At 71.5% G+C, this 26,362-nt stretch carries 17 protein-coding genes; 4 read left to right on the plus strand and 13 right to left on the minus strand.

Annotation, left to right across the window (positions count from 1 at the left end; translation table 11 throughout):
- Positions 1-36 precede the first annotated feature (36 nt).
- The 7 genes from OG559_RS01905 to OG559_RS01935 all read right to left on the minus strand — a co-directional run bounded on the left by OG559_RS01905 (position 37) and on the right by OG559_RS01935 (position 12,773).
- Positions 37-10,116 (minus strand): type I polyketide synthase, encoded by a 10,080-nt coding sequence (locus OG559_RS01905; RefSeq protein ID WP_405116312.1) that lies wholly within the window; start codon positions 10,114-10,116, stop codon positions 37-39.
- Positions 10,117-10,651: 535 nt separating this feature from the next.
- Positions 10,652-11,350 (minus strand): hypothetical protein, encoded by a 699-nt coding sequence (locus OG559_RS01910; RefSeq protein WP_405111605.1) that lies wholly within the window; start codon positions 11,348-11,350, stop codon positions 10,652-10,654.
- Positions 11,341-11,475, minus strand: a complete 135-nt coding sequence (locus OG559_RS01915) for a hypothetical protein (protein ID WP_405111607.1) — start codon at positions 11,473-11,475, stop codon at positions 11,341-11,343. The genes OG559_RS01910 and OG559_RS01915 overlap by 10 nt, the downstream gene beginning before the upstream one ends.
- 35 nt (positions 11,476-11,510) lie before the next feature.
- On the minus strand, positions 11,511-11,867 hold the full coding sequence (locus OG559_RS01920; protein WP_405111610.1) for a helix-turn-helix domain-containing protein: 357 nt from the start codon (positions 11,865-11,867) through the stop codon (positions 11,511-11,513).
- Complete coding sequence (locus OG559_RS01925) at positions 11,854-12,024, minus strand: hypothetical protein (RefSeq protein WP_405111613.1); 171 nt, start codon at positions 12,022-12,024, stop codon at positions 11,854-11,856. Before OG559_RS01925 ends, OG559_RS01920 begins: the two co-directional genes overlap by 14 nt.
- Entirely contained in the window at positions 12,008-12,349 is a 342-nt protein-coding gene (locus OG559_RS01930; RefSeq protein WP_405111616.1) for a hypothetical protein, read from the minus strand. The genes OG559_RS01925 and OG559_RS01930 overlap by 17 nt, the downstream gene beginning before the upstream one ends.
- Complete coding sequence (locus OG559_RS01935) at positions 12,342-12,773, minus strand: DivIVA domain-containing protein (protein ID WP_405111619.1); 432 nt, start codon at positions 12,771-12,773, stop codon at positions 12,342-12,344. Before OG559_RS01935 ends, OG559_RS01930 begins: the two co-directional genes overlap by 8 nt.
- A gap of 219 nt (positions 12,774-12,992) precedes the next feature.
- Between OG559_RS01935 and OG559_RS01940 the strand changes: the two genes are divergently transcribed.
- The 3 genes from OG559_RS01940 to OG559_RS01950 are packed head-to-tail and all read left to right on the plus strand — an operon-like array spanning position 12,993 to position 14,267.
- Positions 12,993-13,853 (plus strand): helix-turn-helix domain-containing protein, encoded by an 861-nt coding sequence (locus OG559_RS01940; RefSeq protein ID WP_405111622.1) that lies wholly within the window; start codon positions 12,993-12,995, stop codon positions 13,851-13,853.
- 20 nt (positions 13,854-13,873) lie between these two features.
- Positions 13,874-14,080 carry a DUF397 domain-containing protein gene (locus OG559_RS01945; RefSeq protein ID WP_405111624.1) on the plus strand — a complete coding sequence of 69 codons (207 nt, stop codon included), beginning with the start codon at positions 13,874-13,876 and terminating at the stop codon, positions 14,078-14,080.
- A 31-nt stretch (positions 14,081-14,111) separates the two neighbouring features.
- Positions 14,112-14,267: a DUF397 domain-containing protein gene (locus OG559_RS01950; RefSeq protein WP_405111627.1), complete on the plus strand. Its 156-nt coding sequence runs from the start codon at positions 14,112-14,114 to the stop codon at positions 14,265-14,267.
- Between the two features lie 274 nt (positions 14,268-14,541).
- Here the strand turns inward: OG559_RS01950 and OG559_RS01955 are convergent, their stop codons facing one another.
- The 3 genes from OG559_RS01955 to OG559_RS01965 all read right to left on the minus strand — a co-directional run bounded on the left by OG559_RS01955 (position 14,542) and on the right by OG559_RS01965 (position 20,671).
- Positions 14,542-17,679, minus strand: a complete 3,138-nt coding sequence (locus OG559_RS01955; RefSeq protein WP_405111629.1) for a type I restriction endonuclease subunit R — start codon at positions 17,677-17,679, stop codon at positions 14,542-14,544.
- A complete protein-coding gene (locus OG559_RS01960) occupies positions 17,679-18,845 on the minus strand; it encodes a restriction endonuclease subunit S (protein WP_405111632.1) in 1,167 nt (388 codons plus the stop codon). Before OG559_RS01960 ends, OG559_RS01955 begins: the two co-directional genes overlap by 1 nt.
- 80 nt (positions 18,846-18,925) lie before the next feature.
- Positions 18,926-20,671, minus strand: coding sequence for an N-6 DNA methylase (locus tag OG559_RS01965; RefSeq protein ID WP_405111635.1), 1,746 nt, complete (start codon positions 20,669-20,671; stop codon positions 18,926-18,928).
- A gap of 607 nt (positions 20,672-21,278) precedes the next feature.
- Here OG559_RS01965 and OG559_RS01970 point away from each other — a divergent pair.
- On the plus strand, positions 21,279-22,055 hold the full coding sequence (locus OG559_RS01970) for an alpha/beta fold hydrolase (protein ID WP_405111638.1): 777 nt from the start codon (positions 21,279-21,281) through the stop codon (positions 22,053-22,055).
- Here OG559_RS01970 and OG559_RS01975 read toward each other — a convergent pair.
- The 3 genes from OG559_RS01975 to OG559_RS01985 are packed head-to-tail and all read right to left on the minus strand — an operon-like array spanning position 22,019 to position 26,063.
- Positions 22,019-24,109: an iron ABC transporter permease gene (locus OG559_RS01975; RefSeq protein ID WP_405111641.1), complete on the minus strand. Its 2,091-nt coding sequence runs from the start codon at positions 24,107-24,109 to the stop codon at positions 22,019-22,021. The two genes, OG559_RS01970 and OG559_RS01975, sit on opposite strands and share 37 nt — an antisense overlap.
- A complete protein-coding gene (locus OG559_RS01980) occupies positions 24,106-25,113 on the minus strand; it encodes an iron-siderophore ABC transporter substrate-binding protein (protein WP_405111644.1) in 1,008 nt (335 codons plus the stop codon). The genes OG559_RS01975 and OG559_RS01980 overlap by 4 nt, the downstream gene beginning before the upstream one ends.
- Before the next feature lie 50 nt (positions 25,114-25,163).
- Positions 25,164-26,063 (minus strand): ABC transporter ATP-binding protein, encoded by a 900-nt coding sequence (locus OG559_RS01985; RefSeq protein ID WP_405111647.1) that lies wholly within the window; start codon positions 26,061-26,063, stop codon positions 25,164-25,166.
- Positions 26,064-26,362 lie beyond the last annotated feature (299 nt).

Below are 26,362 nucleotides of genomic sequence, written 5' to 3' on the forward strand. Positions count from 1 at the left end.
CTCCGTATCGGGAATCGGGGTGCGGAACATGCCGGATCAGGCCGTGCCGAGTTCTTCGTCCAGGAAGCTGAAGATTTCCTCGGCGGACGCCGAGGACAGGTTCTCGTCGTCGCCGGTGGCGTCCTGGGCGCCGGAGCCGGTGTAGGTCCACAGGGAGAGCAGTTCGCGCAGCCGGTCGCCGACGGCGACCCGGTCGGCGTCGCCGTCGGCAACGGTCCGCATGACGTGCTCCAGCTTGTTCAGCTCGCCGAGCACCGTCAGCGCGGACGTGCTCCGCTCGGCCAGCAGCGCGCCCCGCAGGTGCTCGACGAGGGCCGCCGTGGTGGGCCGGTCGTAGATCAGCGTGGACGGCAGGCGCAGGCCGGTGGCCGCGTTGAGGCGGTTGCGGAACTCGACGGCCGTGAGCGAGTCGAAGCCGAGTTCGACGAAGCCGCGTTCGGCGTCGATGGACCGGATCGAGGCGTACCCGAGGACGGCGGCGGCGTGCGTGCGGACCAGGTCGGACAGCACCTGGTCGCGGTCGGCCTCGGCGGTGGCGGCGAGGGTGTCGCGCAGCGCCGCCGCCGGGTCACGCTCGGCGGCGCGGGCCGCGCCCGTGGTCGCCGGGCGGACCAGCGACCGCAGCACCGGCGGCACGGCGGCGGGCCCGTGCCGGCCGATCAGGGCGAGGTCGAGGTTGACCGGTACGACGACGGGGTCGGCGAACCGCAGCGCCTCGCTGAACAGGTCCATGCCCTCCTCGGCGGCGAGCGGGACGAAGCCGCCCCGGTTCATCCGGTCCTCGTCGACGTGCCCCGGCTGCCCGTCGCCGGTGTCGTTGGCCCACGGCCCCCAGGCCATGGACGTGGCGGGCAGCCCCCGGTCGTGCCGGTGCTGGGCGAGCGCGTCGAGGAAGCAGTTGGCGGCGGCGTGGTTGGCCTGCCCGGGGCCGCCGAACAGGCCGGCGGCGGAGGAGAACAGCACGAACGCGGCCAGGCCCAGCTTCTCGGTCAGCTCGTGCAGGTGCCAGGCGGCGTCGACCTTGGGCCGGAGCACGGCGTCGAACCGGTCCGGGGTGAGGGCGCCGAGGATGCCGTCGTCGAGCACGCCGGCCGCGTGCACCACGCCGGTGAGCGGCCGGTCGGCGGGGATCTGGTCGATCAGCAGGGCCAGCGCGTCGCGGTCGGTGACGTCGCAGGCGGCCACCCGGGCGGTCGTGCCCAGCTCGGCGAGTTCGTCGACGAGCGCCGCCACGCCGGGGGCGTCCCCGCCGGTGCGGCTGACCAGCAGCAGGTGGCGTACGCCGTGTCGGTCGGCCAGCCGGCGGGCCACCAGCCGGCCCAGCGCGCCGGTCGCGCCGGTCACCAGGACGGTGCCGGCGGCCAGGTCGGGGTCGGGCCGGTCGGCGGGCGGCGGGCCGAGCCGGGTCAGCCGGGGGACGCGGAGCTGGCCGGCGCGCACCGCGAGCTGCGGCTCGCCGGTGGCGAGCGCCGCCGGCAGCAGGTCGGCGGCGGCCCGGTCGTCGTCGGCGTCGACGAGCACGATCCGGTCGGGGTTCTCCGACTGGGCGCTGCGCAGCAGCCCCCACGCGGTGGCGGCGGGCAGGTCGGCGATCCGGTCGCCCGCGTCGACCCGGACGGCGTTGCGGGTGACCACCACCAGCCGGGCGGTGGCGAGGGTGTCCTCGGCGAGCCACTGCTGGGCGAGCGCGAGGGTGCGGTGGCTGACCCGGTGGGCCAGCCGGGCCGGGTCCGGCTCGCCCGGGTCCGGCCCGCCGCAGGTGACGATCACCGCGTCGGGGACGGCCGCGCCGGCGCGCACCCCGGCGACCAGGGCGGCGAGGTCCGGGGACCGGTCGGCGGCGGGCCAGTCGTCGCCCAGGGCGACCAGCCGGTACGGGTTGTCGGCGCGGGCCGCGTCGGGGGTGACCCAGTCGAGGCGGTGCAGGGACCGGGTGGCGGCGCGGCGGGCCGCGCTGAGCTGCTCGCCGGAGATGGGCCGCAGGACGAGGCCGGTGACGGAGGCGACCGGCGTCGCGCCGGTGTCGGTGACCGTCAACGCGATCGCCCCGGAACCGGTGGCGGTGAGCCGGATCCGCAGCTCCCGGGCTCGGGTGGGCCGGATCGTCACGCCGGTCCAGGCGAACGGCAGGCCGGGCCGGATGTCGGGGCCGCCCGTCGCGGGCGGCGGGGCGGTGCCGTCGTCGGGGCCGGCGCCGGCGACGCTGGCGCCGATGGCGTGCAGCGCCGCGTCCAGCAGCGCGGGGTGCACCGAGAAGGCGGTGGTGTCGGTCGCCGCGTCGGCGTCCAGGGCCACCTCGGCGAGGATGTCGGTGCCGGAGCGCCACGCGGCGCGCAGGGACCGGAACACCGGCCCGTAGTGGTAGCCCTGCTCGGCGAGGCGGGTGTAGAGCCCGTCGAGGGCGATCGGCTCGGCGTCGGCGGGCGGCCACACCGCCGCCGGGGCGGCGGCCGGGTCCTCGGTGGCGGCGAGCAGGCCGGAGGCGTGCCGCTGCCACTGCCGGGACCCGTCGGTGGCGTCGTCGGGCCGGGTGTGCACGGAGACCGGGCGGTGCCCGGTGTCGTCGGCCGGGCCGACCCGGACCCGCAGGTCGACGCCGCCCTCGGCGGGGATCGCCAGGGGCGCTTCCAGGTTCAGTTCGGCCACCGACGCGGCGTCGGCGTGCCGGCCCGTCCAGGACGCCAGCTCGACCAGCGCGGTGCCGGGCAGCAGCACGGTGCCCAGCACGGCGTGGTCGGCCAGCCACGGCTGGGCGCTCAGGGAGATCCGGCCGGTGAACAGCAGCCCCTCGTCGCCGGGCAGTTCGGCGACGGCGCTGAGCAGCGGGTGGTCGACGACGTCGAGGCCGACGGCGGGCAGGACGGCCCGGTGGGCGCCGGTGCGCTCCAGCCAGAACCGGTGCCGCTCGAACGCGTACGTGGGCAGGGCCACCGGGTCGGCCCCGGCGAGGATCCGACGGTGGTCGACCGGCAGCCCGACGGTGTGGGCGGCGGCGAGGGCGGCCAGCAGCCGGGTCGGCGCGTCGCCGTCCCCGCGCAGGGTGTCCAGCACCTGGCCGGGGACGCCGGCAGCGGCGAGCGCCCCGGTCAACTCGGCGGCCGACGCGGGGTCGGGCGACAGCGCCACGAAGGTGACGTGGCCGGCCGCGACGGCGGCCCGCAGCGCGGCGTCGAGGGACCCCGGCCGGCGGACCCCGTCGGCCCAGTGGCCGGCGTCCAGGGATGCCGGGTCGGCCCAGTCCCCGTTCACGGTGGACAGCAGGCGGGTGGTGCCCGGCTGCGGGGCGAGGCCGGTCAGTTCGGCGCGGAGGCGGTCGGCGGCGGCATCGGTCGGGTCGGCGGCGTCATCGGTCCGGTCCGCGACGGCCCGGGCCCGTAGGGCGACCACACGGGCCGCGTCGGGCAGGGAGAGCACGCCCGCCACGCAGGCGGCGGTGACCTCGCCGTCGGCGTGACCGAGCACGGCGGCCGGGGTGACCCCGGCGCGCCGCCACACGGCGGCCAGGGCGACGCCGACGGCGAAGGCGACGGGCTGGGCCAGCTCCGGCCGGTCCACCCAGGACCGGTCCGCGCCGGTCAGCAGGGCGACCGGGTCGACGTCCAGCCAGGGGGCGAGGGCGGAACGGCACTCGGCGAGCGCGTCGTCGAGGGCGGGGCACCGGCCGACCAGCCCGGCCGCCGCGTCGAGGGCGGCGCGGGCGTCCGGGAGGACGAACACGGGGCCCGCCCCGTGGCCGGTGACGGCGCCGGTGAGCAGGTTGCCGGCCGGGGTGCCGGCGGCGAGCGCGTCCAGGCCGGCCAGCAGGTCCGGGGTGCCCGCGCCGAGCACCGACGCCCGCCGGTCGAACGCCGACCGGGTGGTGGCCAGCGACCAGGCCACCGCCGCCGGGTCGAGCCCGGGGTGCTCCCGCACGTGCCGGGCCAGCCGGGCGGCCTGCGCGGCCAGGGCGGCCGTGGAGCGCGCCGACAGCGGCCACGCCACCGTGTCGGCGGCGAGCAGTCCGGGGTCGGTGGCGGGCGCGGGGGCCGCGTCGGCGGCGGGCAGCTCGACGAGCACGTGGGCGTTGGTGCCGGAGATCCCGAACGAGGACACGGCGGCCCGGCGCGGCCGGTCCACGGCCGGCCAGGGGCGGGCCCGGGTGACCAGCTCCACCGCCCCGGACGACCAGTCGATGTGCGGCGACGGCTCGTCGGCGTGCAGGGACGCCGGGACGAGGCCCTCCCGCATCGCCAGCACCATCTTGATCACGCCGGCCACCCCGGCGGCGGCCTGGGAGTGCCCGATGTTCGACTTCACCGAGCCCAGCAGCAGCGGCTCGCCGCCGTCGCGGCCCTGGCCGTACGTGGCCAGCAGGGCCTGCGCCTCGATCGGGTCGCCGAGGACGGTGCCGGTGCCGTGCGCCTCGACGACGTCCACGTCGGCGGTGGTGAGCCGGGCGCTGGCCAGGGCCTGCCGGATCACCCGCTGCTGCGAGGGGCCGTTCGGGGCGGTCAGCCCGTTGGACGCGCCGTCGGAGTTGACCGCCGAGCCCCGGACCACGGCGAGGATGCGCCGGCCCTCGCGGCGGGCGTCGGAGAGGCGCTGCACCAGCAGCATGCCGACGCCCTCGGACCAGCCGGTGCCGTCGGCGGACGCGGCGAACGACTTGCACCGGCCGTCGGAGGCCAGCCCGCCCTGCCGGGAGAACTCCTGGAACGCGGTGGGGGTGGCCATCACGGCCACGCCGCCGGCCAGCGCCAGGTCGCACTCGCCCCGGCGCAGCGCCGCCCCGGCGAGGTGCAGCGCCACCAGCGACGACGAGCAGGCGGTGTCGACGGTGACCGCCGGCCCCTCCAGCCCGAGGGTGTACGCGACCCGGCCGGAGATCACGCTGTGCGCGGCCCCGGTCATCAGGTACCCCTCGACGCCCTCGGGGACCTCGGTCAGCCCGGTGCCGTACCCGGAGGTGGACGCGCCGACGAAGACGCCGGTGCGGGTGCCGCGCAGCGCGGCGGGGTCGACCCCGGCCCCCTCCAGCGCCTCCCAGGACGCCTCCAGGGTGAGCCGCTGCTGCGGGTCCATGGCCAGCGCCTCGCGGGGCGAGATCTCGAAGAACGCGGGGTCGAAGTCGGGCACGTCGTAGAGGAAGCCGCCGGCCGGGGCCTGGGCGCCGTCGAGGCCCTCGGGGATCTCCCAGCCCCGGTCGGTGGGGAACGCCGACACGGCGTCGACGCCGTCGGCGACGAGCCGCCAGAACTCCTCCGGCCCGCCGACGCCGCCCGGGTACCGGCAGGCCATGCCGACGATCGCCACGGGCTCGTCGGCGTGCACGACGAGCGTCTCCCCCGCGTCGGCCGCGTCGCCCCCGAAGGCCAGCTCGCGCAGGTGCGCGGCCAGCTCGGCGGGGGTGGGGTAGTCGAAGACGAGGGTGGTGGGCAGGCGCAGGCCGGTGGCGGTGTTCATCCGGCCCCGGAAGTCGACGGCGGTCAGCGAGTCGAAGCCGAGGTCCTTGAACGGGCGTCCGCGCAGCTCGTCCGGGGTGGCGTGGCCGAGGACGGCGGCGGTCTGCTCGTTGACCAGCCGCAGCAGGTCGCGTTCCTGGTCGGCGGCGGAGAGGCCGGCCAGGTGGCGCAGCGGTTCGGCGACGGCCCCCGGCGCGGGCGCGGCGGACTCCTCGGCGTCGAGCAGGGCCCGCACCTGGGGCAGGTCGCCGAGCAGCGGGCTGGGCCGGGCCACGGTGAACGCCGGGTGGAACCGGGCCCAGTCGACGTCGGCGACGGTGACGCATCCGGTGGGCCGGCGGGTCGCCCGGTCCAGCGCGACGAGCGCCCGGTCGGGGTCGATCGGGGGCAGGCCCATCCGGTTGAGCTGCGCGGTGGCCACGTTCTCGGCGGCCATGCCGCCCTCGCCGCCCCAGGCGGTCCAGGACACGGCGGTGGCGGGCAGTCCCCGGCCGCGTCGGTTGACCGCGAGGGCGTCCAGCAGCGAGTTTCCGGCCCCGTACGCGCACTGGCCGGCGCTGCCCCACACCCCGGAGATGGAGGAGAAGAGCACGAACGCGGCGAGCGGCCGGTCGGCGAGGCAGTCGTCGAGGTGCAGGGCACCGAGCACCTTGCCGGCGACGACGTGGGAGAACTCGTCGAGGGTGGTGTCGGTCAGCGGGGTGAGCTGGTCGGTGCCGGCGGCGTGCACGACGGCGGTCAGCCCGGGCAGCGTGTCCAGCAGCGCGGCCACCGACGACCGGTCGGTGACGTCGCAGGTGGCGGCGGTGACCCGCCCGTCCGCGCCGTGCCTTTCGAGCAGGTCGGCCACGGCGGGGGCGGCGGCGCCACGGCGGCTGGCCAGCACCACCTGCCGTACGCCGCGCTCCAGCAGCCAGCGGGTGACGTGGCCGCCGAGCCCACCGGTGCCGCCGGTGACCAGGACGGTGCCGCCGCTCCAGTCGACGGCGGGCACGTCGTCCACGGCGGCGGGGGCCGGCACGAGCCGGCGGGCCCAGACGCCGCCCGAGCGGACGGCCACCTGGTCCTCGCCGCCGTCGGCGAGCACGGCGGCCAGCCGGCGGGCGGCGGCGTCGTCCACGGTGGACGGCAGGTCGACCAGGCCGCCCCACCGGTGCGGCTGCTCGACGGCGGCGGCCCGGCCGAGGCCCCAGACCTGGTTCTGCAGCGGGTGCTTGACCTGGTCGGCGGGGGCCGCGGCGACCGCGCCGCTGGTGACGCACCACAGGCGCGCCACCAGGTCGAGGTCGGTCAGGGCCTGGACCAGCGCGAGGGCGGTGGCGGCGGCGAGCGTGACGCCCGGGTGTTCCGGCAGCAGCCGGTCCTGTCCGGCGACGACGAGCAGCACGCCGTCGACGGGCCGTTCGTCGGCGGCCTCCCGCAGCCGGGCGGCCAGCGCCGCCCGGTCCAGCTCGGCTTCGCCGACGGTGAGCGGTTCGGCGTCGGGCAGCAGGCCGGCCAGCCCGTCGGCCCAGCCGGGGGCGTCGGCGGCGGGCAGCACGACCAGCCAGCGGCCGGTGGGCCCGTCCCGGTCGGCGACCGGCACCGGCTTCCAGGCCACCTGGTACGACCACTCGTCGGCCAGCGACCGCTCCCGGCGGGACCGCCGCCAGGAGCTGAGCACCGGCAGGGCCGGCAGCAGGGTACGCACGGAGTCGTCGTCGGGGTCGACGCCCAGCTCGCCGCCCAGGGTTTCGGCGTCGGCGCCCTCCAGGGCCGCCCAGAACCCGTCGTCGTCGCCGGAGGCGGTGGCCGTGACGGCGGCGGGCGGCGGCTCGGGCCAGAACCGCTGGCGGCGGAACGCGTACCCGGGCAGCGGCACCCGCGCGACGTCGACGCCCGTGAACAGCGCGGCCCAGTCCACGTCGACCCCACCGCCGTGCAGCTCGGCGAGGGCGGCGAACGCGGAGCCGGGTTCACCGCGGTCGCGGCGCAGCAGGGCGGTCGCGGCCCGGTCCTCGTCCCGGCCGGTGGCGGCGAGGATGTCGCGGGTGAGCGCGGTGAGCACCCCGCTCGGGCCCACCTCCAGGAAGGTGCGCACGCCCATGGCGCACAGCCGGTCCACGCCGTCGGCGAACCGGACGGCCTCCCGCACGTGCCGCACCCAGTATTCGGGGGTGCGCACGGCGTCGGCGTCGACGATCTCGCCGGTCAGGTTCGACACGATCGGCAGCGTCGGCGGGTGTAGCTCGACCCCGCGCAGCACGACGGCGAACTCGTCGAGCATCGGTTCCATCAGCGGGCTGTGGAAGGCGTGGCTGACCCGCAGCGGCTTGGTCCGCACCCCCTGGTCGGCCCAGCGGCGTTCGAGTTCCTCCACGGCATCGGCGGCGCCGGAGACCACCACCGAGGCGGGGCCGTTCACGGCGGCGACGGCGACCCGGTCGTCGAGGCCGGTCAGGGCGGCCCGGACCGCCTCGGCGGGGAGCTGGACCGACAGCATCGCGCCGCCGGCCGGCAGGGCCTGCATCAGCCGGCCCCGGGCGGCGACGACGGCGGCGGCGTCCGGCAGGGTCAGCACGCCCGCGACGTGGGCCGCCGACAGCTCGCCGATCGAGTGACCGAGCAGGACGTCCGGGACGACCCCCCAGCTCTCCAGGAGCCGGAACAGCGCCACCTCGACGGCGAAGAGCCCGGCCTGGGTGAACAGGGTCTGGTTGAGCAGCGCGGCGGCCTCGCCGCCCTCCGGCGCGAAGATCACCGGGGCCAGCGGTCGGGGCAGGTGGCGGTCCAGCTCGGCGCAGACCTCGGCCAGCGCGCGGGCGAACACCGGGAAGGCGTCGGCCAGGTCGCGGCCCATGCCGCAGCGCTGCGCGCCCTGCCCGGAGAAGAGGAACGCGAGCTGGCCGCCGCGCGGCCCGCCCCCGGTGACCAGCCCGGGCGCGTCGTGGCCGGCGGCGAGCGCGCGCAGCCCGGCGAGCAGGTCGGCGCGGTCTGCGGCGAACAGCACGGCCCGGTGCTCCAGCCGGGCCCGGGTGGTGGCCGACGACCAGCCCACGTCGGTCAGCCGTAGTTCGGGGCGGGCGACGAACAGGTCGGCCCAGCGGGTGGCCTGCTCGGCGAGCGCCGCCGCGTCGCGGGCGGAGAGCAGCACCGGCACGAGGCCGGCCCCGACGACCGGCGCGAACCCGTCGGTCGTCGACGCGGCCACGCCGGCCCCGGCGGTGGTGGCCGTGCCGGTGGTGGCCCCAGCCGTGGTGGCCCCGGCGGTAGCGGCCGCAGCGGTGGTGGCCGCAGCGCGACCGGCGTCGGCGTCCGCGCCGGGCTCCGCCGGCCCGGGGTCGACCTCGGCCGGCGCCTCCTCGATGATCACGTGGGCGTTGGTGCCGCTCATCCCGAACGACGACACGCCGGCCCGGCGCGGCTGCTCCCCGGGGGCCCACGGCTGGGCCCGGGTCACCAGCGACACCGCGCCGGCCGTCCAGTCCACGTTGGGTGTCGGCTCGTCGACGTGCAGCGTCGCCGGCACCGTGTCGTGCCGCAGCGCCATCACCATCTTGATCACCCCGGCGACGCCGGCGGCGGCCTGGGTGTGCCCGATGTTCGACTTCACCGAGCCGAGCCACAGCGGCCGGTCCGCCGGCCGGCCCTGCCCGTACGTGGCGAGCAGCGCCTGCGCCTCGATCGGGTCGCCGAGGGTGGTGCCGGTGCCGTGCGCCTCCACCACGTCGACCTGCTCGGGTGCCAGCCGGGCGCTGGCCAGGGCCTGGAGGACGACGCGCTGCTGGGACGGGCCGTTGGGGGCGGTGAGCCCGTTGGACGCGCCGTCCTGGTTGACGGCGCTGCCCCGGACCACGGCCAGCACGGGGTGCCCGTTGCGCCGGGCGTCGGAGAGCCGCTCGACGAGCAGCAGGCCGACGCCCTCGCCCCACCCGGTGCCGTCGGCGGCGGCGGCGAACGACTTGACCCGCCCGTCGGCGGCGAGGCCGCGCTGCCGGCTGAAGCCGATGAACGCGGACGGGGTGGACATGATGGTGGCGCCGCCGGCCAGCGCCAGGGTGCACTCCCCCTGGCGCAGGGCCTGGCAGGCGAGGTGCAGGGCGACCAGCGACGAGGAGCAGGCGGTGTCGACGGTGACGGCGGGGCCCTCGATGCCGAGGGCGTACGAGATCCGGCCGGACACCACGCTGGCCGCCGTGCCGGTGAGGACGTACCCCTCGGTGCCGGGCGGCGGCGGCTGGAGCAGACCCACGTAGTCCTGGCCGGTGGTGCTGGCGAAGACGCCGACCTGGTGGCCGCGCAGCGCGGACGGGTCGATGCCGGCATGCTCGAACGCCTCCCACGACGTCTCCAGCAGCAGCCGCTGCTGGGGGTCCATGGCGAGCGCCTCGCGCGGGGAGATGCCGAAGAAGCCGGCGTCGAAGTCGGTGGCCGAGTCGAGGAAGCCGCCCTCGGAGGCGTACGACGTGCCGGGGTGGTCGGGGTCGGGGTGGAACAGCCGGGTCAGGTCCCAGCCCCGGTCGGCGGGGAACCCGGAGATGGCGTCCTCGCCCGAGGCGACGAGTTCCCACAGGTCCTCCGGGGAGCGCACCCCGCCGGGGAAGCGGCAGGACATGCCGACGATCGCGATCGGCTCACGGTTGGCAGCCTCAAGCTCGCCGAGCTTCCTCCTGGTCTGGTGAAGGTCCGCCGTCACCCATTTCAGGTATTCCCGTAGCGTATCTTCATTCGCCATTGCCGCCACCTCTTCGGGCCGGAACAACCAGGCGACCCAATACCGTCCACAGACGCCTCAAGCCGCGAAGACCAGAGCCCATAAAGCCAACCACGAATTGCCAGACAGACAGCGCTGCAGCGCACACCAGGTCCTACTTACCGGAGGAAGGTATTTGGCCCCGGACAGCGCTGCCAACCCCTAGCGGGCCCCTAGCACTGCCCCTAGGAGCAGGGCCGCAGGCTGGGACGAAGCGCCCCTCGGACGGGCACCGGCCGGTGCCCGTCGGCCGACGGGCGGGCGGGTGCGACACCCGCCCCGGCCGGCTTCGCCGATCTCGTCGACACCACGCGCCCGCCAGCCTTTTCCACTGCGGCACATTGAACCATTCCGCGTAACGATGCGTGACGTCGCACAGTGAGCCATTCGCACAATGTTTTGAGCACGGAGCGACGAAGTGTTCCTCTCACAGACCACTGTCCGGCCCGGCCGGTGGAGGAGGAGGGGCCGGCGGTCATCACCCGATGCCGAGGGCCGTGGCGAGCCGGGCCACGTCCGCCGGGACCGGTCCGTGGCGCATCAGGTCGACGAGCAGCGTACGGGCCACCGGCCGCAACCGGACCTCGGCCGGTGCGGTCCGGTCCGCGTCGACCAGCGCGCGTCCGGCCGCGAGCGGGTCGCCGACCCGGAGGTACGCGCGGGTGGCGTCGAGCAGGTACGCCGCCTGATACTCGGCCGGTAACCGTCGCCAGTCGTCCGCGCCGACGACCTTCTCGTGCAGTACCACCGCCTCGCCGCCGGCACCCAGCTCGACGGCGACAGCCACCCGGGCCAACTCCACCGCCGTGGGCCCGAAACTGGTCCAGTGCCGGCCATTGCCCTCGCCGATCTCGTCGGCGATCCCGGCCGCCTGGTCAACCAACTCCCGTGCGCTGCACTCGTCGCCGAACCCGGCGGCGGCCAGGGCGGCCTGGATCAGCAGCGTCCCGCGCAACGCCAGATCCCGTGGCGGGCCGTCGCGCCACACCCTGGGGGCGGTGCGGTACGCGGCGGCGATCGTGACCGACAGGGCCGGCCGGGGACGGTCGAGGAGGCGCAGCGCCTGCCCCAGCGGCACGGTGGCCTCCGCCACCAGCAGCGGGTCGCCGGTGGCCACGGACATGGCCCGGTCAGCGGCGAGCCAACCGAGGTCGCCCTCGCCGAGCTTCACCAACACCGACGACGCGATCCGATCCGGTACGCCTGCACCAGCAGCTCCGCCGCCCCGTCCCCGTCCCCGCCGCCGACGTGGGCGTGGGCGGCGTGGGCGTGTTGGGTGTCGCCGAGCAGTTCCGGCAGCATCCGCAGTAGTTGGGGGTAGTCGGCGTGCTGGTACGTCAGCCAGGCGTGCCGTACCCGCCGGCCGGGGATGCCGCCCGCACCTGCGGCCCGCTCCCCAGTGCGGTGTCGTAGCGGGCGAGGGCGGCGCGTACCCCGTCGACGCCGTACACGGCGGCGCGGGCGGCCTGCGACGGTAGAGCGTCGCGGCCGAGCAGCGCCACCGGGTCGACGCGGAGCACAGCGGCGAGGTCCTGAATGACCGTGAACCGGTCGAGGGCACGGACACCGCGTTCGACCTTGTCGACCCAACTCTTCGACTTGCCGAGCCGGTCAGCGAGCATCTGCTGGGTCATCCGCCGTCGGGCCCGTAGCCGGGCAATTCGGCGTCCTATCGGCAGGTCATGGGTGGTCACGACGCCACCGCCGGTCGGGCACCGCCCTGGTCGTGTCGTCCGCCGGTATCCGGTCTGCCTCGGCCTGCTTGAGCAGGCGTTGCCTCGCGGCCTCCCGTTCGGCGGCCTCCGCCTGCTCGCTACGGCTCTGCGCCGGGCCGTTATCCGTGGCGTCCATATCTCCCTGCCTTCTGATTGGGTAGGTAGCGTTGGTGCCGGTCCTGATCTCCCGGGTCGGCCGCGTACCCCTGGGCCGCCCACATCTCCAACGGTCTGCCGCACCATCCGACGATGCGTTCGGTGATGTCAGTGGTGCTCACGCCCGCGATTTCAGCCTGGGCGTCCGGCAGGTACGCGGTCATGTAGCGGACGAGCGTGCGAATGTTGCACTGACACAGCTCCTTGAGCTGGCGTTTGCGGGTCAGGCAGGGCCAGGGGTCGCCGCAGACGAGGCAGTTCCAGTCCGGCCTGGACGGGCCGTGGAGCGCCGGATAGTCAGCCATCGCCGCCTCCGTCCGCCGGCGGGCGGTGGCAACCCTGCCGGCGGGGCGAGTAGGGCGGCCACATGGGCGGACGCCGGTACTCACTGCGGGGCCGCTGCGCCCCCGGCTCGCGGGGACGCCGGCGCTCTGCCCGCAGCTCGGTCGCGGCGTCGCGGTGATGGCGGGCCTCGTCCCGAGCGGTGACGATCTCCTGGTAGAGGGTGTCCAGGTCGGCCTCGACCCGGCGGAGGAACCTGCCGACTGCCTCCGGGTCGAGGCCCCGGCGGCCGAACCTGGTCAGCGGGAAGTCCTGCCACCGGACGTCGGCCGGGGTCAGCAGGCTCCGCCGGGACTGGTAGACCGCGCCGCCCTCACGGGTGCCGCCGACTTCGATAGAAGGCCCGCCCCCAACCGGCTCGGGGGGTTCGTCTGTGCTGGGCTCCATGTGCCTCCGTCCTGCGCTGTCGAGATGGCTGGCAGCCCGGCCACTGTCACGGGCCCAACCAACGAGTCCTCGCCGTGTCGGGCTTTTGTCCATCTTGCGCTTGCTGATGCTGAAAACGCAAGACTTGCGTTTGCAAGAATAACGTTCACTTGCCCTGTCATGATGGTGCGTTCGCAAGACCGGCAGACTTTAGAGAGTCCGGAGCGAAGGAGATGGAACTTGGCAACACGTCGTCAGCCACCAACCGTTCGGCTTCGACGCCTGGCCGGCGAGCTGCGCAGCCTCCGCCAAGCTTCCGGTCTGACCCGCGAGGACGCGGCTGAGCAGACGAACATCAACAGCGCCACCCTGTACCGCATTGAGACGGCCAAGGCTCGTCCGCAGCGGCGCACGCTGCTGACGTTGCTGGACAAGTACGGGATCAGTGACCCCGCGCGCCGCGCGGCCTTGGTTGAGCTGTCCAAGCAGGCAACGCAACTGGGGTGGCTACAGGCGTATGAGTCCGAGCTGCCCGAGGAGTACACGACCTACATCAGCTTCGAGAGCGAGGCGCGCAGCGTCCGCAACTACGAGTCGCTGTTCGTGCCCGGCTTACTCCAAACGCAGGGCTACACCCACGCCGTGGTCACAGCCAGCTTGCCCTACGCCAGTGACGACGAGATCCAACAGCGCATCGAAACCCGCACCCAGCGGCAGGCATCCATCACCAAGGATGACCCGCTCAAGCTGTGGGCCATCGTTGACGAGGCTGTGCTGCACCGTGAAGTTGGCGGCGCGGAGGTCATGGTTGACCAACTTCGACACCTGCTCGACCTGACCGAACGGCCGCACATCACGCTCCAGGTGCTGCCCTACAAGGTCGGCGCACATCCGGGTATGCACGGAGCGTTCGCCGTGATGGACTTTCCGGACGCTGCCGACCCCGAACTTGTCTACATCGAGAACATGGCTGGCGCGCTGTACCTGGAGAAGGAGGCTGACATCCGGCGGTACGCCGAAATGTTCGACCAGCTTCGAGCGGCTGCCCTGAACGTGGCCGACTCGCGGAGGCTCCTCGGCCGCTTGATCGAAACACACTGAGTGTGAGGGGAGATGAAAAGGTGAACGCTTTAGATCTGGGTGCCGTGACGTGGCGGACAAGCACTCGTAGCGGCGCAAATGGCAACTGCGTGGAAGTTGCCCAGCTCACCAACGCTGTTGCACTGCGTGACAGCAAGGACCCGTCGGGGCCAGCGTTGGTGTTCATGCCCCAAGAATGGGCGGCTTTCATCGAGGGGGCCAAGGATAGGGAGTTTGATCGAGGCTGACCAACCTGCCGGGAGGGCACCCGATCTTGGGATGGGTGCCCCCTTCGCGTTGACGCCCGCCGACAATTTGCCGGGCATCGTCCTGGTCCGGGACACGAAGGACCGCGAAGGCGGCACCCTGAACTTCACGCCGGGCAGCTGGCAGTCGTTCGTCAACCTTGCCAAGCAGATCGGGCTGGTCGGCTGACCAGCACGACGAGAAACCCCAGGCCACCCGGCAATGGGCGGCCTGGGGTTTCTCTGTAGTCCGGGCTACTCGGGGCCAAAGCCATTGACCAGCAACAAGGCCATCAGTCGCTACTGATCCGCCGCAGCCTGGTCGTCGTGGAGTAGCGTCCCAGCCGACCCGGCCCCCGAGCAGTCGATTTACCCGGCGGTGGAACGCCTTTCGCCGGTGGTGGTGGTGCAGTCGTTGTAGCTGTCAGCCTGTACGGCGCGGTCCCCTCCCGGGGCCGCCCTGCTCACACGTCCGTCCGCTGGTCGATCGCTGCCTCGTAGAAGGCATCCGCGAGCGCCATGATGACAGCGCTGATGCCAGGGCCGTCGCTGAAGAAGTAGTCGGCCATGGTGTTGTGGGCCTCCTGGTTGTCGACGACCGCCTCAGTGACCGCCGCCTGGAAGTCCTGCGATTCCATGAACTGCTTCTTCGAGTTCACCTTGGTCTGGTTGACCAGGTCCGGGTAGGCGAGCAGCCGCTGCACCAGTCCCTGCACGAACTCACGGACCTGGGACGCGGAGAACGACTCGGCGCCGAAAAGGTCGTTCATCTTGTCGATGACGACCTGTAGTGCGACGTACTTCGGCTCCTTCCGGGTGCCGGTGCCCGCGGCGCCGATGCCCTTAAGCTCGCCGTCACCGGTCAGCGAGATGTCGACCGCGGTCCCCTTGGTGTACTTGACCCCGACCAGGACCACGTCGGAAAGGTCGACCTCCGCAGCCCAGGATCTGTCTGCGATGATCTTCTCCAGGAGTCGCAGGAAGATCGACAGCATCTCCATGTACGGGTCGCCGTAGTCAACGATCTGGCTCATGAAGTCGTAGAGCCGGACGTAGGTGGAGACGTCCTTGCGGAACAGGTCGAGGGTGTTGAGGGTGACCTTGTCGTCGGCCTCGATCGCCGCCGCGTAGCGGCGGGCGAAGTCGTTCTTGGCCGGGCTGATCGCGGCCGAGAGCGCGTTGTTGCCTTTGCGGGTGACCCACAGTTCGGCGACCTCGCGCACCTGCTCTGGCGTGTAGATCCCGGCCTGGGCGAGCTTGTTGGCGAGGTGGACGACGATGTACGGGTCGGTCTCGGTCTCCAGGGTGGCGTTGGTGAAGTACGGCTCGAACGCAGCCCGGATGTCCTCAGGCTTGTTCACGAAGTCGATGACGAACGTCTTGCGCTTCTGCTCCCCGCCGGCAGTGCGGTGGGTGCGGTTGAGCCGGGACAACGTCTGCACGGCGGTGACCCCAGAGAGCTTCTTGTCGACGTACATCGCCGAGAGCAGCGGCTGGTCGAACCCTGTCTGGTACTTGTTCGCGACCAGCATGATCTTGTACGTCGTGCCCTTGAAGGCGGCGGCGAGGTCCGGGCCGGCGCCAGGGTTCAGGTTGGCCTCGGTGAACTCGTCGTCCTTGCTCGGTTGCGGCCCCCAGTCCGAAGCCCACTCCTCGTCCTCGGCCATCTTCACCGAGCCGGAGAAGGCGACCAGGGTGCGGTAGTTGTACGAGGCGTCCTTGGCGGCCCGCTTGGCGATGAAGGCGTCGATCGCCTTCTTGTACTTCACTGCGGCCTTGCGCGAATCGGTCACGACCATCGCCTTCGCCTTGCCCTCCAGCAGGTGGGCGACGTTGGTATGGAAGTGCTCGACGATGATCTGCACTTTCTGGCTGATGTTGGTCGGGTGCAGCTTCACCCACCGCATCAGACCCTTGCGCGCCGCGGCCTCCTCCACCACCTCGTCACCGTCGCCGCTCTCGGCCCGGCCGGCGATCTTCAGCGCGGTGTCGTAGGACTGGTAGCCCCTGAGCACGTCAAGGATGTAGCCCTCCTCGATCGCCTGCCGCATCGAGTAGAGGTGGAACTCGACCGGCTTCCCGTCAGGGCCCTTGCGGCCAAAGAGCTCCAGGGTCTTGTTCTTCGGCGTTGCCGTGAACGCGAAGTAGGAGATGTTCTCCGATTCGGCCCGCTCGGTCATCTCCGAGGCCAAGATCGCCTCGACGTCGACCTCCCCACCCTCCTCGATCTCCTTGACCTCCTCCGCGGTCAGCACAGCCTTGAGCTTGGAGGAGATCTGCCCGGACTGCGACGAGTGCGCCTCGTCGGCGATCACCGCGAACCGCCGCCCCTTCAGCGACGAGTCGGCCCGGATTTCGTCGAGCGCGAACGGGAAGGTCTGCACCGTCACCGCGATGATCAGCTCCCCGTTCCTCAAGGTGGTCGCCAGCAGCTCGGATTTCGACTTCGCCCCCGCCTTGCGGACGTCCCCCGGGCTGATCGTGGCCACGATCTTCCCCGACCCGTCGATCTGCCGGATCGCCTCCTGGAGCTGCCCGTCGAGTACGGTGCGGTCCACGACCACGATCACCGAGTCGAAGACCTTCTCGTCGTTCACGTGCAGCCGCGCCAGCCGGTGCGCGGTCCAGGCGATGGTGTTCGTCTTCCCCGACCCTGCCGAGTGCTCGATCAGGTAGCGATGCCCCACCCCCTCCTCGCGCACTGCGGCCACGACGTTCGTAACGGCCTCCCACTGGTGGAACCGTGGGAAGAGCATGCTCGTACGCCGCACCGACGTCCCGGTCGTGACATCCCACTCCTCCTTGGTCTCTACGATCATCAGCCGGCCGATGATGTTGAGCCAGGCGTCCTTCTCCCAGACCCGCTCCCACAGGTATGCCGTCGCCGACCGCCCGTCCTCACCCGGCGGGTTCCCCGCGCCATCCTCATGGCCGATGTTGAACGGCAGAAAGTGCGTCGTCTCGCCCTCAAGCCGGGTGGTCATCGCGGCCAGGTCGTTGGAGACCGCGAAGTGCACCAGCGCCCGATGCCCAAACGACAACAGCGGCTCCGGCCGACTCTTGGTCAGCGGCTGTCGGCCTTTGCGGTACTGGTTGATCGCCTCATCGAGGGACTGGGTGAAGTCGGTCTTCAGCTCGACGGTGGCGACCGGGAGCCCGTTGACGAAGAAGACCAGGTCGATACTGCGCTGGTCAGCGGTGGAGAAGTGCACCTGCCGCATCACCCGCACCCGCATCGCCGTGTACTGCTCATTGGTGGTCGCGTTCAGGCTGGTCTCGGGGCGGAACTGCGCCATCTTCAGCCGGCCACCGCCGATGTACTGCACCCCGTTGCGCAGGATGTTCAGCGTCCCGCCACCATGTTCGAGAGGCTTATCGAGTGCCGTGGTCAGCACGTCAAGGAACTTCGCCTGCGACCCCGCCGCCTTCAAAGCCTTCGCGTACGCCGGCTTCTGGGTCTCCTCTAACCAGGCGAACAGGTCCTCGGGGAAGAGCGCCCGTTCCCGGTGGTAGCCAGTGTCGTCCGCCGAGTAGAGCCACCCGCGGGCTTTCAGATACGCGCATATCTCGGACTCGAACACGACTTCGTTGTGATCGGCCATCACGCCATCTCCCGTACGTCGATCTGCCCCGTCACCGCCGCCGCGGTCAACGCCGCCCGCCGCTCACGGGCGAGCTCGATGAACCGCTCGGTTTCTTTGATCAGTGCGTCGATCTTCGCAGTCTGCTCGTCGAGGTACGCCGCAATGCGACGCTGCTCGTCCAAGGCCGGCGCAGGAATTCTGAATGACCTGATCTTGTCTTGGTTGATGTTTGGCTGACCGCCACCAGCAGCCTCCAACAGCAACCAGCTCTTGGCCGCCATAAGGCTGTACTGAACAAATTCAGGGTCTGAACCTACGGGCCCAACTAGGGCGCAGCAGGCTTGATTCGATGCTGCGTCGACGCCAAGCAATGCCATCCGGCCAATTGTCGCGCCGTACATCGCGATCAGCAGTGAGCCTGCCGGATGGATCTTGAGCGCCGAGTATCGCCGCACAACGGCGGCATTCACCCCCCGTGCTGTGCCAAGAATAAGCGATTCTCTGAGCTCACCCGTGGTCACCCACGGGATGCCCGCATCCTCCCCGTAGGTGATGTCCTCATTCGCAGGCGTCGTTCCGCTCCCAGTCGCCTGAAAGAGCCAAGACAACCGCATCATGGGCCAGTCGTCACGCCGCGATGCGCCCCAACCCGTCTCCTGGGCGATGAGAGCAGCCCGGCGCTCGCGGAGCATCTCGATCAGGCGCCCCTGCTCCTCGACGAGCGTGTCGATGCGAGCGGTCTCGCGGTCGAGGCAGTCGCTGATGGCGCGCTGCGTCTCCACCGGCGGCAGTGGGATCGGAATGCTGGCAAGCTTCTCTGCCGTGAGGTGCGGCATTGAGACAACGTTGGAGTAGGCACGGATGAAGCCGCTGAACCGCAGCGCGATCAGGTAGAACGCGATAAAGCGGCCGTCGAATTCGCCAATCGGCCGAAGCCGATTGATCGAGTTCTGGAATCCCCAGCCCGGGAGATCCTCGTCGACATATGCGGCGCGGCCGAAACCTCCTTGGCCGCCCTCGACGACGACAACGTCGCCCGCTCGGATGCTCAACTGTTTCAACTCGGCGTCGCCGAACCACATCTCGTTCACGTCGTCGAGGGCCAGCACGCCGTCGGGCTGCACGTTCGCAGCACGCATGTACGGGGCACGCACGTCACTGCCGGAGTCCTTACTCTGCAGCATCTTGCCGAGCGTGACGGTCGCAGTGTTCTTGACCTGGCCAGCCAGCCATCTGTCCGGCAAGGCCCCCCAGAGAGGCCCGCTCACTGCTCGACCTCCCGCAACAGGTCGAGGATCTTGGCGACCTGCTTCTCTAGGTCAGCGTCGATTTCGGCGAGAGGGCGGGGCGGGACGTACTTGTAGAAGTGGCGGGTGAAGGGGATCTCGTAGCCGGTCTTGGTCTTGCCCCAGTCGATCCATGAGTCCGGTACATGCGGCTTCACCTCGGCGTCGAAGTAGGCCTGAATGACCTCGACCTTGCCAGCCGCACCGGCGGTCGAGCCGCCGTAGGTGAAGGGGACGTTCTCGGTGTCGCGCTTCTTCGTGTCCGGCTTGGGCTTGCCCTTGCGGTCGACGACGGGGTTGCCGGACTCGTCGAGTAGGGGGCGTTCGACGGTGATGGTCCAGTAGCCAAACTCGTCGGTGCGCAGCACCTTGGAATAGTCCGGATCGGCGTCGGTGAAGTCGGCGTACAACTTCACAACCCTGGCGCGATCGGCGTCGCTGATCTCGCGGCCCTTGGAGCCGAGATTCTTGCGCATCTTGGTCCAGAACGACGTGCCGTCGATGAGCTGGACTAGGCCCTTGCGGTCGGGGTGTTTAGTGTTGTCGAGGATCCAGATGTAGGTGGCGATGCCGGTGTTGAAGAACATGTTGGTCGGCAAGGCGACGATGGCGTCGACCAGGTCGTTCTCCAGCAGCCATTTGCGAATGTTGGAGGGCCCGGATTCGGCGGCTCCGTTGAAGAGCGGCGAGCCGTTCATGACGATGCCGGCCCGGCCGCCGCCGTCCTTCGGCGCCCGCATCTTGTAGGCCAGGTGGAGCAGGAAGAGCATCTGCCCGTCCGAGGTCGACGGGAGGCCGGGAGCGAACCGGCCGTAGGGGCCAGCGGAGTTGCGTTCGGCGGCGACCTTCTTGGCGTACTGCTTCCAGTCGACGCCGTAGGGCGGGTTGGACATGCAGAAGTCGAACTGGCGTTCCTTAAACGCGGGGTCGGTGAGGGTGTTGCCGAAGGCGATGTCGGTCGCTTCGTAGCCCTTGGCCAGCAGGTCGGACTTGCAGATCGCGTACGACTGCGGGTTGTACTCCTGCCCGTACAGCCTCAGCTTCGCCTCGGGGTTCTGTGCGAGCAGGTGTTCCTCGGCCAGGGCGAGCATGCCGCCGGTACCCGCGGTGGGGTCGTACAACGCGCGGACGATGCCGGCCTCGGTCAGGTCGGCGTCCTTCTCGGCGAAGAGAAGGTCGACCAGCAGCCGGATCGCGTCCCGCGGGGTGTAGTGGTCACCGGAGGTCTCGTTCGCGGCCTCGTTGAACTTGCGGATGATGTACTCGAACGCATCGCCCATGGCGGCGTTGGAGACGTCGTCCGGATGCAGTTCGACAGCCTTGAAGGACGTGATGACCTCGCGCAGCAGCTCCGCCTTCTCCAGGGCAAGGATTTCCTTCTTGAAGTCGAAGTACTGGAACACGTCGACATCGGGCGAGAAGCGGTCGATGTAGTCGGCCAGGTTGTCCGCCAGCCCGTCGGCGTCAGTCAGCAGGTTGGCGAAGGAGTAGTTCGAGGTGTTGTAGAACGGCCTGCCGGTCGCCTTCTCGACCTCGACCTTAAGCCGGTTGGGGTTGTCGTACTTCGCCGCCAGCGCGCGCACCGTCGCCCGGTCGGGCTCAAGGATGCAGTCGAGGCGTCGCAGGATTGTGAGCGGGAGGATCACGTTGCCGTACTGGTTGGGGCGGTAGGGGCCCCGAAGCTGGTCGGCGATCGACCAGATGAAACTACCGAGGGCGCTCACAAAGCTCCTTACGAGAATCACTCGACGACAGTTGCTGGACGCCCAGCACAAGCCCGTGCGTGCCGTCGAGCAGGCGGTGACGCACAGTCTGCAGCAGCCGATGCGTCATCGAACATCATCGGGCATCACGACACCCCGCGTGCCACGCGGTTGGCAGCAGCGATCAGCTTAGCGAATCCGTCGCGGTCGGCGCCCTCGCCGTGATCGTCCCTTCGGCTAGGCTCTGGCTGCGCCGGTCGCCCAAGACGTGACGACCGGCCTTTCAGAGACTCCGGCGCAGTCACGACCCGGGAGCGACCAGACACGAACAGTGGCCACAAGACGAATTAGGGTGGACTCACGCCCGCCCCCGCCCAGGTTCAAATACGGCCCCTTCAGGTCGCGGACATCGCTGCGCATGCCCGTCGGCGGCTTTCTCAACAGGTCGCGAACCATGCGTCGCCACCCGGCCCGGCCGCCGGGCAGCGCCGCACGGGAGGCGTACTCTGACCAGGCGTTCACCGCGCCTGGTCGCCACTCCACCTGGCCTACGTCGCCGAGCGCGATGCCGCGCAGGCGCTGAGAGCTGTGCCGAATTCACACACTCGGGAAATGGTGACAGGAACACATGGGCTACCTCCGGATCGGCGATGTCGACCTGTATTCGGAAGTCGCCGGCGAGGGCGATCCCGTCCTGCTGCTGCACGGTGGCTTCTGCTCCCTTGAGTCGATGCGGGCGCAGTCCGACGCGCTCGTGCCGGATCACCGGGTGTTCGCCTTCGAGCGTCCCGGGCACGGCCGGTCGGCCGACATCGACGGGGAGTACGGGTACGCGCGCGGGGTCGCCGACACCCTGGCCTATCTCGATGCCGTCGGCCTCGAATCGGCGCACGTCGTGGGCTACAGCGACGGCGCGATCATCGGGCTGCTGCTCGCCCTCGACCACCCGGCGCGGGTGCGCTCGCTGACCGCCATCAGCGCGAACCTCGATCCGTCGGCGTTCACGGATGCAGCGTGCCCCGTGCTCGACGCGCTCGAAAGGGAGCCAGGACCGGACGTCGAGCAGATGCACTACGAACGCCTGTCACCGGACGGGCCGGAGCATGCGGACGTCGTACTCGCCAAGCTGTTCCGCCTCTGGAGGAGCGAGCCGCACATCGACCCGGCCGAACTCGCCCGGATCGCGGCGCCGGTGCTCGTCATGTCGGGCGACCGTGACACGATCCCGCCCGGCCACAGCCTGCTCATCGCCGCGTCGATTCCCGGCGCGCAGTTGTGCATCGTGCCGGGCACCACGCACGGCCTCGTCGCCGAGCGTGCTGAGTTGATCGGCGCGCTCATCCGCAGCTTCGTGAAGCAGGCCGTCGATCAGGCGCGTGAGCGGCGCAGCAGCCAGACGAAATAGGGTGCTCCGACGAGGGCCATCATGAGCCCGGCGGGGATCTGCGAGGGGGCGATGAGCGTACGGCCGAGGGTGTCGGCGACGCAGACGAGCAGGCCACCGAGCAGCATGGCGACCGGGATGATGCGCCCGTGCCGAACGCCGACGAGGCTGCGGGCGATGTGGGGGGCGACGAGCCCGACGAAGCCGACCACGCCGACCGCGATCACGCTCACCGCCGCCACGACCGCCGCGATCGTCAGCAGTGACAGTCGCGCGCCGTCCCGGCGGACGCCGAAGATCCGCGGGGTGTCCTCGTCGATCGCCAGGAGGTCGAGTTGGCGGCGCATTCCCAGCACTGCGGGGGTCGCGAGGAGGAGCACGAGCGCGACCGGCAGCACGTCGGCGAAGGTGCGGCCGTAGGTCGTGCCCGAGAGCCAGGTGAGAATCTGCGGCGTGTCCCACGGATCGGCACGCAGGAGCAGGAAGGTGCTGATGTCGCTGAGCGCGTAGCCGCAGCCGATGCCGATGAGCAGGAAACGGTCGGGAAGGAGCCCTCCGCGCCATGCCAGCAGGGCGATGAGCGCGAAGGTGCCGAGTCCCATCGCGACGGCCGTGACGATGAGCGCGGGACGTCCGCCGGCCGCGCCCGAGGTCACCACGATCACCGCGCCGAGGCCGGCACCGGCGGTGATACCGAGCACGCCCGGCTCGGCCAGCGGATTGCGTACCGTTCCCTGCACGACGGTTCCGGCCAGCGCGAGCGCCGCACCGGCGACGACGGTTGCCGCGACCCGTGGGGCGCGGTCGTCGAGTGCCCGGCCGATCAGGTCCGGCGCGGCGCTCTGGAGCCAGAGCACGACATCGCCGGTGCGTAGCCACAGGCTGCCGGCCAGCAGGCCGACCAGCACCGCCGCGACGAGCAGACCGGCCGCGACGACCGCCACGGTGAGGAAGCGGCGGCGCGAGCGGATGGCGACGAGGGCCCGGGGCGCACCTCGCGCCGCTCCCGCATCGCGGAGCCGGAGCGCGAGGATCACGATGACGATGGCACCGAGCAACGAGGTCGGGATTCCGGTGGGAATCGAGGCGGCCGCCTGGGCGCCGAGAACCGCCCGGAGCACGTCGTCCGCGAGGAGCACCAGAAGTGCCCCGACCAGTCCGCAGGCCGGGATCAGGAAACCGTGCCGGCTCAGCACACCGATGCGGTTGGCCGCGAGGCGCACCACGACCGGCGCGGCGAGCCCGACGAAGGCGAGGGGACCGGCCAGCGTCACCGAGATGCTCGTCAGCAGGACGGCGCAGAGCACCGCGATGAACCGGGTCGAGCGGATCGGCACGCCGAGCGAGGCGGCGGTGTCGTCGCCGAGGCCGAGTACGTCGAGTCGCCGGGCCAGCAGCACGGCGATGGCGAGCACGACGACGATGACCGGGGCGGCGCGCATGGCGGCGTCGATGTTCAGCTGTGCGAGCGAGCCGCTGCCCCAGGCGTACAGCCCGGTGGTGCTCTCCTTGAACAGGATCAGCAGCATGGCGGTGGCCGCGTCGAGGGCCATCGCGACCGCCGAGCCGGCCAGGATCAGCCGCGTCGACCCGGTGCCCGAAGCGGTGCCGACGAGGCCGAGCACGAGCCCCGCGGCGAGCAGACCACCGCCGAAGGCCACGGCGCCCGAGGCCCACAACGGCACCGCGAGACCGAACGCGCCGACCGCGCACAGCGCGAAGTAGGACCCGGCGGTGACGGCGAGCGTGTCCGGAGCGGCCAGCGCGTTGCGGGTGACCGACTGGAGCAGCGCCCCGGCCGCGCCGAGCGCCACGCCGACCGCGATCCCGGCGAGCATGCGAGGCAGGCGGGACCCGGTCAGCACGTCGGTGACCGGTACGCCGCCGACGTCCTCGCGCGCCCCGAGGAGATGGCGCAGCAGGTCCCAGAAGCCCACCCCGGAGGTGCCCTGCGTCATGTGCCACAGCCCGGTCACGACGACTGCGACGAGCAGGACGGCCAGGACGGCCGCCCCGCTCGCGCCGCGGCCGAGCCCGACTCCGGGCACCGGCCGCGGCGCGGGGGTGTCGCTCACTTCCCGGTCAGGATCTTCACGTAGGCGTCGATCGCTTGCTCGTTCGACTTCGGGCCGCCGGCTCCCCAGACGCCCGCGGGGAAGGGGTACGCCCGGCCCTCCTTCACGGCCGGCAGCGCGGTCCAGATCGGGCTCTTGCGCAGCTCCTTGACGTAGCTGTCCGGGGTGTCGTCGTCGGAGTAGAACAGGCTCGCGCTCCCGACGGCGGTGAGTCCCTCGATGTCGGTCTGCGCGAGACCGTACGAGGGGTCGACGCCGCCGCTGCCGTAAGCCGCGTTGATCTTGTCAGTCCAGGCGGTGGTCATGCCGAGCTGCTCGCCGAGCTCGGTGAACAGGGCGCCCTTGCCGTACGGGCGGATGACGACGTTGCCGCCTTCGATCCAGCCGTCGAAGAACAGGAACTCCTTGGACTTGATGTTCGCGGCCTCGGCCGTCTTCCTGGCTGCGGCGAGGTGCTCGTCGAACTGCCGCAGCACCAGATCGGCGCGCTCGGTGCGGCCGGTGGCCTGACCGATCATCGAGAACACCTTCTTCATGTTCGCGATCTGGCCTTTGGCGTCGGCCCCGACCGTGGCGAGTACGGGGACACCGCGCTTCTCAAGCTTGGTGATCTGCTCGTCGTCGGCCTTGAACGCCTCCACGATGATCAGATCGGGCTTCGTGGCGTACAGCGCGTCGAGGTCGGGCTCGCCGCGCTCGCCGGTGTTGACGACACTTGCCGGAAGCGGCTCCGCCTTCACATAGGTGCCGTATCCCTTCGTGTCGGCGGCCGCGACCGGAGTGAGGCAGAGCGTGAGCAGGTCCTCGGTCTGCTGCCATTCAAGCACCGCGACCCGCTGGGCGGGCTTGGCGAGCTCGACCTTGCGGCCGACGCCGTCGGTCATCGATACCGGGCCGGTCGATGTTGTCGTTTTGTCGTCGGCGCAGGTCTGCGACGAGGGGGCGGTCGAGCTGCCGGCGGCGGGTTCGTCGACCTTCGTGGTGCCGCAGGCCGTGGCCGTCACGGCGATCGCGGTGAGCGCCGCGGCGGTGGCCGCGAGGCGGGTGACAGGGATCATGCGAGTTCTTCTCCTGATTTGACGTTCCGGTTCCGTGCGGGATGCCGTCCGACCGGGTCGATGCGAAGGCGGCCGGTGCGCGGGTCGACCTCGACCTCCACGCGCAGGTCGTAGACCTCGCCGATGTGCTCGGCGGTGAGCACCTCGAGCGGGTCGCCTGCGGCGTGGATGCGCCCGGCGTGCATGAGGACCAGCGTGTCCGCGACGCGTGCGGCGTGGTCGAGATCGTGCAGCACGACGCCGACGGCGACGCCGTGCTCGTCGACGAGATCCCGGACCAGGTCGAGCGTCTCGATCTGGTAGCGCAGGTCAAGATGGTTCGTCGGCTCGTCGAGGAGCACGACGCCGGTCTCCTGAGCCAGGCAGGCGGCCAGCCACACGCGCTGCATCTCGCCACCGGAGAGCTCGCCGACCGGCCGCTCGGCCATGTCCTGCACGCCGGTGACTTTCATCGCGCGCCCGACCGCCTTCCGGTCCGCCACGGACGGGCCGGCGAAGCGGCGCCGGTGCGGATGGCGCCCGAACGAGACGACCTCGTGCACCGTGAGCCCGTGGGGGGCCTGACGCGACTGTGCGAACAGCGTGACCTCCCGCGCGAACTGACGCACGCTGAGCAGCGACACCGCGCGCTCCGGCTGCCCGTCACGGTGGCCGAGCAGCACCTCGCCGCCATCCACCCGATGCAACCGGGCAAGGGCTCGCAGCAGCGTCGACTTCCCGCTGCCGTTCGGCCCGACCAGCGCCGTCACGCGACCGGGTGCCAGCACCACCGAGACGCCGTGGACCACCGCCGTCTTTCCGTAGCGCAGCACCAGCTGTTCACCACGCAGGACGGCCGCCGCTGCCGAGCTGGCGGCCCCTCGCCGATCGGCGAGGGGCTCAATCGTCACGGGCATCGACGGCTCCGAATCACGGGGGGTGGCAGGCGCAGCATGCCCAAGTCGAGGCAGGACAAGTAAGGGTTGCCTTGCCTAACGGAGGCTAGGTGATGTTCAGGGTGTCGGCAATCCTGCACTCAGGACAGGCGATGCGGATTCCGGACATCAGGCACGAGACGAGGGCATATTGGCGAGGAGCCCGGGAGTCGTCTTGATCACTCGTCGCGGCTCATCCATGCCAGGAGGAGCAGCAGCCAACAGGACGCACGTCCAGGCGAGCGCGCCTGCAGGAACTGCCTGCCGGCGCTCGCCCGGAC

Origin of the sequence: Micromonospora sp. NBC_01405 (genome assembly GCF_045040155.1) — a bacterium.
Classification (GTDB): Bacteria; Actinomycetota; Actinomycetes; order Mycobacteriales; family Micromonosporaceae; genus Micromonospora.

What these genes read in the sequence shown, in the direction of transcription:
- OG559_RS01950 (WP_405111627.1), top strand. Translation starts at nt 14,112, where the DNA reads ATGGGTGCCCCCTTCGCGTTGACGCCCGCCGACAATTTGCCGGGCATC.
- OG559_RS01955 (WP_405111629.1), bottom strand. Translation starts at nt 17,679, where the DNA reads ATGGCCGATCACAACGAAGTCGTGTTCGAGTCCGAGATATGCGCGTAT.
- OG559_RS01970 (WP_405111638.1), top strand. Translation starts at nt 21,279, where the DNA reads ATGGGCTACCTCCGGATCGGCGATGTCGACCTGTATTCGGAAGTCGCC.
- OG559_RS01935 (WP_405111619.1), bottom strand. Translation starts at nt 12,773, where the DNA reads ATGGAGCCCAGCACAGACGAACCCCCCGAGCCGGTTGGGGGCGGGCCT.
- OG559_RS01930 (WP_405111616.1), bottom strand. Translation starts at nt 12,349, where the DNA reads ATGGCTGACTATCCGGCGCTCCACGGCCCGTCCAGGCCGGACTGGAAC.
- OG559_RS01915 (WP_405111607.1), bottom strand. Translation starts at nt 11,475, where the DNA reads ATGCTGCCGGAACTGCTCGGCGACACCCAACACGCCCACGCCGCCCAC.
- OG559_RS01960 (WP_405111632.1), bottom strand. Translation starts at nt 18,845, where the DNA reads ATGCTGCAGAGTAAGGACTCCGGCAGTGACGTGCGTGCCCCGTACATG.
- OG559_RS01925 (WP_405111613.1), bottom strand. Translation starts at nt 12,024, where the DNA reads ATGGACGCCACGGATAACGGCCCGGCGCAGAGCCGTAGCGAGCAGGCG.
- OG559_RS01985 (WP_405111647.1), bottom strand. Translation starts at nt 26,063, where the DNA reads ATGCCCGTGACGATTGAGCCCCTCGCCGATCGGCGAGGGGCCGCCAGC.